This is a genomic window from Sphingomonas sp. FUKUSWIS1, assembly GCF_000733135.1.
Taxonomy (GTDB): Bacteria; Pseudomonadota; Alphaproteobacteria; order Sphingomonadales; family Sphingomonadaceae; genus Sphingomonas; species Sphingomonas aerolata.
In genome coordinates this window covers 62,769-69,272 of the sequence record NZ_JPJC01000229.1, presented here as the reverse complement: position 1 = coordinate 69,272, position 6,504 = coordinate 62,769, and the positions used below count along the sequence as shown (strand labels likewise).

Here is a 6,504-nt window from a genome sequence, read left to right as displayed (position 1 = left end):
GGCGGGCTCAAGCCGCCGCGTCGACGCTGTCGGTGTGGACGTCGAAGCCCACGAGCCGCGCTGGCCCGAACGTCGTCGTGAGCGCGGCATCGGTCGCATCGCGGCCGCGCGCCATCAGGATCCGGCCGATCCGCGGCTGGTTGTGTCGCGCGTCAAACGTATGCCAGCGGCCGCCGAGATAGACGTCGAACCACGCCGAAAAATCCATCGGCGCATCGACCGGGGGAATGCCGATATCGCCGAGATAGCCGGTGCAATAGCGCGCCGGAATGTTCATGCAGCGGCACAGCGTGATCGCGAGATGCGCGAAATCGCGGCACACGCCCTGCTGTTCCTGATGCGCATCCCAGGCGGTCTTGGTCGCCCGCGCATGATGATAGCCGAATTCGATATGGTCGTGCGTGAACTGCACGATCGCCTGCACGCGCGCCCAGCCTGAGGGCACATGCCCGAAGAGCGACCAAGCGGTCTCGGACAGCCGGTCGGTCTCGCAATAGCGGCTGCCGAGCAGGAAGACGAGGATCTCGTCCGGCAGATCCTCGACGGCATGCTGAACGGCATCGGGATCGACTGGGTCGGGCTGCCCGTCATCCTCGATCGTGAAGTCGCACGACAGCGTCAGGCCGCCGGCGGGGACGGTCATGCGCGTGCAGACATTCCCGAACGCGTCGAGATAATCGTAGATCGGGACGTCGGGGCTTGCGACGATCCGGTGCGGGGTGACCAGATCGCGGTTGCGCGACGGGTGAAGGCTCAGCATCGCCATCAGCGGCGTCGGAACATCGGCTTCGAAGCGAATATCATAGCCGGCGCGGATCAGCATGCGGTCGTCTTTCTCATGCCCGGACCGGCTGCGGCGCGAGCGGGGTTGTGGCTGTAGGGGCGACGTCCGGACCGTCGACGGCGATGTCGACTGAGACGGTCATGTCGAGGAAGCTGCCGGGGAAGCCCGCCCAGCTTCCCGAGATCGGCACGGCCTGGTAGATGTCGCGGGCGATCGCGACGCGGATCAGCCCGCGACTGCCGATGATGCCGTTGGTCGGATCGAACTCGACCCAACCCGATCCCGGCAGATAGATGCGGACCCAGGCATGCGTGTTGCCGCCCCCCGTCCGCTGCTCGCGGCTCGATGGATTATAGACATAGCCCGACACGAACCGCGCCGCGAAGCCGAGCGCGCGCGCCGCTTCGATCATCAGCATCGCATAATCGCGGCAGGTACCCTTGCGCCGGGCAAGCGTCTCGATCGGCGACTGCGTCCCCTTTTCGGGGCGCGGCACATAGGTGAAGTCGCGCCGGATCGCCGCGGTCATGTCGGACAGCATCGCCAGCGTATCGGTCCGCCCCGAGGGATCGAGGAACCGCCGCGCCCAGCGATCGATCTCGCGGTGCGGATCGTGATGCTGGCGCTCGATCGACCGCAACAGGTCGGGCATGTCCTCGGACGAATAGGTGAACGGATAGGAGCGTGCGTATTGCTCGATATCGACCGTCGCGAGTTCGGCGGGGCTGTGATCAAGCCGCACCCGGCTGTCGAACACGAGTTCGCGCGCACGGCGATCGAACGTCGCGATCGCCACCGAATTGCCGAACACGTCGTGCAGCCACCGCACCTCCGACGGTTCGGGGGTTATGGTCAGCTCGGCCGAAATCAGCTGCTGGTCATGGCTTTCGCGCGGACGGACCATGATACGGTGCTCGCCAAATGCTACCGGTTGCCGGTAAGTGTATCTCGTCACGTGAGAAAGTGTGAGAAATGGCATTCAGGATCCGTATCGCATGACCAACCGGACCGAGGGACCGCTGATCGCGGCAGGAGACAGGCCTCCAACCGTCATCGTCAACCCGAAAGGCGCATCATCGTTCCTCCTGATCGGCGATCATGCTGGAAATTCAGTGCCCGTGTCGCTCGGGTCGCTCGGTCTCGACGATGCCGAACTGGAACGGCACATCGGCTGGGACATCGGCGTCGGCGAGGTCGGACGGTTGCTGGCGAACCGGCTCGACGCGGTCTTCATCCATCAGACCTATTCTCGGCTGGTCGTCGACTGCAACCGGAGCGAGACGCAACCCGATGCGATCGCCGAGACCAGCGACGGCACGCCGATCCCCGGCAATCGCGACCTGAGCGAGGCGGATCGAGCCGCGCGATATGCCGTGATCCATGCGCCCTATCATGCGGCGATCGCGGCCGAGATCGCACGCCGGGATGCCGCCGGACAACCGACGATCCTGGTTGCGCTGCACAGCTTCACCCCGGCGATGCGCGGCGCGGACGGGGCGGGATTGCGGCCCTGGCATATCGGAATCCTGCACGATGGCGGCGACACGCGCTTCGCCCTCGCGATGCTCGAGGTCCTGGCGGGCGAGCCCGACCTCGTGGTGGGTGACAACGAGCCCTATCGGATGGACTTAATCGATTATACGATCCCGCGGCACGCCTATCCGGCACGGCGCCTCTATGCGGAGATCGAGATCCGCCAGGACCTGATCGGCGCGCCCGATGGCTGTGCTGCCTGGTCCGAACGGGTTGCGTCCGCTCTGACATCCGCCAGCGCGCGCGTCCGTTCCGCATGACACCAAACTTCCCGGGGATCGACCACAGCCTGTCTCGCGTTTGACGACCCGGGTCCGGTGACGCCGGCTGCGTCGCCGATCGTATGCCGGACCCGAGTTGGTGTTCCTGCGAGTAGAAAATTCGATGCCCTCGAGTCCGAACAATGTCCCCGGGAACGACCGTCAGCGCGTATCGGGACGTCCCGGCGAAGGCGACCATCGCGAAGTGTTTGCCGCGATCGATATCGGCTTCGGGCTGGTCGAGCTGATCTTCGACGGCGATCGCGCGGTCGATTGCCGGTTCCTCGAGACGAACGCGCAATTTCTCCGGCAGACGGGCCTGCGCGATCCGGTCGGACAGACCTGGCACGCGCTGCAGCCCGCGCTGGATGGCGACTGGATCGGGACGTTCGACGAGATCGCCCGGACCGGGCACGCAACCCGGTTCGAGACGCGCGTGGCGCAGGGCGATCGGCGCTATGATGCACAGGTCGCGCGGATTGGCGAGCCGGGCTCGGTCAGGATCGTCGTGCTGCTGAGCGACGTAACCGAGCGGCGCAGGACCGAGACGCTCGCCCGCGAAGCCGAGGAACGGTTGCAGCTGGCGCTTTCGGCCGGCGGCGGGATCGGTACCTGGGACTGGGACATCGCCCGGGATCGCGTCACCGCCGATGCCCGGTTCGCTCTGCTGTACGGGGTGGATCCGGCAGCCGCGGCGGCGGGCGCACCGATCACGACGTTCTTTCAAGGTATTCATCCGGACGACCGCGCGCGTACCGAGCAGGCAATCGAGGCGGCGGTCCAATCGGGCGGCCCCTTCGAAGCCGAATATCGCTTGCTCGAGCGCGACGGGACGATCCGCTGGGTCATCGCGCAGGGCCGCTGCGAGCGCGCGGCCGACGGGACTTCGCTACGTTTTCCCGGGATCAGCTTCGAAATCACCGCCCGCAAGCTCGCCGACGTGCGGCAAACCGCGTTGCTGGCGCTCGGCGATGCGATTCGCGATCTGACCGACCCTGCGGCAATCGCCTATGCAGCGGCCGAAATCCTCGGCCACGCCCTGCAGGTCAGTCGGGTCGGCTACGGTGTGATCGACACCCTTGCGGAAACGATCACCGTCGAGCGGGACTGGAATGCGCCGGGGACTTGCACCCTGGCGGGCATGCTGCAGTTCCGCGATTATGGGTCCTATATCGAGGATTTGAAGGCAGGGCGCACGGTCGTGATCGCCGATGTCGAGCGCGACCCGCGCACCGCTGCGGGTGCTGCCGGCCTGAAGGCGATCAGCGCATGGTCGTTCGTCAACATGCCGTTGCTCGAACAGGATGCGTTCGTCGCGCTGCTCTATGCCAATCACGATCAGCCGCGAGTCTGGGCGGACGAGGAACTCCAGCTTATGCGCGAGGTCGCGGACCGGGTGCGTGCGGCGACCGAGCGGCTGCGTGCGGAAGCAGCACTCCGCGAGAGTGAAGAGCAGTTCCGCGTCTTCGCGCAAGCGGTGCCTAGCCTGATCTGGGCGGCGCGTCCCGATGGCGAGATCTACTGGGTCAATCAGCAGGTCTATGATTATGCCGGTATCTCGCCCGGCGCTCTAACCGGATCCGGCACCTGGCTGTCACTGGTTCACGCCGACGATCGCGAAGCCACGGCGACGACGTGGCAGGCCGCACGTGATACGGGCACTACCTATGCCGCCGAGTTCCGGTTGCGTAGTGCTGATGGCGGCTACCGATGGTTTCTTGCTCGCGCGGAGCCGGTACGGACCATCGGCGGCCAGATCACGCGCTGGGTCGGCACGAATACGGACATCGACGATGGCCGCCGGCATGCCGCCGAACTGCTCGCCTGGACCGAAACGCTCGAGGATCAGGTCGCCGCGCGCACCCGCGAGTTGATGGATGTCGAGGCCGCGCTGCGCCAGAGCCAGAAGATGGAAGCCGTGGGCCAGCTGACCGGCGGGCTGGCACACGACTTCAACAATCTGCTGACGGGGATCATGGGCAGCCTCGAATTGCTCGGCATCCGCATCGCACAGGGACGGCTGGGCGATGTCGAGCGTTACTCGCTCGCTGCCCAGGGTGCCGCCAAACGTGCCGCGGCGCTGACCCACCGCCTGCTGGCCTTTTCGCGGCGGCAGACGCTCGACCCCCGGCCGACCGACGTCAACCGATTGATCGGCGGGCTGGAGGAGCTCGTGCGCCGGACGGTCGGGCCCGACGTCGCTGTTGAGGTGGTCGCCTCCGCCGGGCTGTGGCCGACGCTCGTCGATCCCAACCAGCTTGAAAATGCGATCCTCAACCTGTGCATCAACGCGCGCGATGCGATGCCCACGGGCGGGCGGCTGACGATCGAGACGGCCAATCGCTGGATCGACGCGCGGATGGGTCGCGACCGCGATCTCGATCCCGGTCAATATGTCTCGCTCTGCGTGTCCGACAACGGTACCGGCATGCCCCCCGAGGTCGTCGCCAAGGCCTTTGATCCGTTCTTCACGACCAAGCCCTTGGGTCTGGGCACGGGGCTCGGCCTGTCGATGATCTACGGCTTTGCGCGCCAGTCGGGCGGACAGGTCCGGATCTATTCGGAGGTCGGCGAAGGCAGCAATATCTGCATCTATCTGCCACGGCATTTCGGTCCGTCGGACGACGACGAACCGCAGCCCGATTTTGCCGAGGTCCCGCGCGCTATCCGTGGCGAGACCGTCCTGATCGTCGACGACGAACCCACCGTCCGCATGCTGGTCGTCGAGGTGCTCGAGGAACTGGGCTATGCGGCGATCGAGGCCGCGGACGGGCCTGCCGGCCTGAAGATCCTCCAGTCCGACACGCGCATCGACCTGCTGGTCACGGATGTCGGCTTGCCGGGGGGGATGAACGGGCGGCAGATGGCGGATGCCGCGCGCGTTGGCCGTCCGGACCTCAAGATCCTCTTCATCACCGGCTATGCCGAGAATGCAGTGGTCGGCAACGGCCATCTCGATCCGGGCATGCACGTTATGACGAAACCCTTCGCGATCGACGCGCTGGCCGGCCGTATCCGCGATCTCATCCGCCTGCCCTAGTCCACATGCCAGGCCCCCCCGCCCGGGTTGTGCCAGTTCATGACGGAAAGTTCATTTAAGGGGTTTAACGCCGTTTCGGCCACAGCTAGAGGACCTGCTCAAAGGGGAAGCTAAGGCGATGATGCGGAAGGCAAGTTTACTTTCCGTCTGGGCTTGTCTGCCGGCGCTTGGCGCCTGCAACCGGCACCAGTCGACGCTGGCTCCGTTCGGTGAACAGGCCGATCAGGTCCTGTCGATCACCATCGTGCTGGTCGTCGGCGCGGTCGTGCTTGCACTGGGTCTTGCGCTGCTGATGCGGCATGCGATCCGCGCGCCCGAGGGGCGGTTGACCCACAAGGGCGGGATGAAGATGGTCCTGTGGCTTGGCGGGATCGGCCCGTCGATCCTGTTGCTCGCGCTGCTGCTCTACGCGTTGCCCGCGATGCGCCCCCGACCGGTCGCCGATGCCGACCTGCGGATCGGCGTCGATGGCGAACAATTCTGGTGGCGCATAAGGTACGCCCCGCCCGGCGGCGCGGTCGTCGAGGCGGCGAACGAACTCCGCCTCCCCGTCGGCCGCACCGTCGAGCTGTCGCTGCGCAGCCCCGACGTCATCCACAGCTTCTGGGTGCCGGGGCTTGCTGGCAAGATGGACATGATCCCCGGCCGCACCAATCGCCTCGTCGTCCGCGCGATCAAGGCCGGAACATATCGCGGCGTCTGCGCCGAATTCTGCGGGCTGGGGCATGCGCTGATGGCATTCGACGTCGTCGCGATGGAGCCTGCCGCGTTCGAGCGCTGGCTCACCGCGCAGGCGCGTCCGGCGACGGTCACCGCATCGCCCGGTGCGAGGCTGTTCGCCAGCTATGGCTGCAGCGGCTGCCACAGCGTTCGCGGGGTGGGCCCGG

At 66.3% G+C, this 6,504-nt stretch carries 5 protein-coding genes; 3 read left to right on the top strand and 2 right to left on the bottom strand.

Annotation, left to right across the window (positions count from 1 at the left end):
- Positions 1 to 7 precede the first annotated feature (7 nt).
- Positions 8 to 823 (bottom strand): transglutaminase-like domain-containing protein, encoded by an 816-nt coding sequence (locus sphsw_RS13885; RefSeq protein ID WP_031441127.1) that lies wholly within the window; start codon positions 821 to 823, stop codon positions 8 to 10.
- A 13-nt stretch (positions 824 to 836) separates the two neighbouring features.
- Positions 837 to 1,763 carry a transglutaminase family protein gene (locus tag sphsw_RS13880; protein ID WP_042467344.1) on the bottom strand — a complete coding sequence of 309 codons (927 nt, stop codon included), beginning with the start codon at positions 1,761 to 1,763 and terminating at the stop codon, positions 837 to 839.
- A gap of 16 nt (positions 1,764 to 1,779) precedes the next feature.
- On the opposite strand from sphsw_RS13880, the gene sphsw_RS13875 reads away from it, so the two are divergent.
- From sphsw_RS13875 to sphsw_RS13865, 3 genes are all read left to right on the top strand, one after another.
- A complete protein-coding gene (locus sphsw_RS13875; protein WP_031441125.1) occupies positions 1,780 to 2,577 on the top strand; it encodes an N-formylglutamate amidohydrolase in 798 nt (265 codons plus the stop codon).
- Positions 2,578 to 2,701: 124 nt separating this feature from the next.
- Positions 2,702 to 5,617, top strand: a complete 2,916-nt coding sequence (locus tag sphsw_RS13870; protein WP_052380943.1) for a PAS domain-containing protein — start codon at positions 2,702 to 2,704, stop codon at positions 5,615 to 5,617.
- Between the two features lie 118 nt (positions 5,618 to 5,735).
- The coding region (locus sphsw_RS13865; RefSeq protein ID WP_235188399.1) for a cytochrome c oxidase subunit II at positions 5,736 to 6,504 on the top strand (769 nt) is incomplete at its 3' end.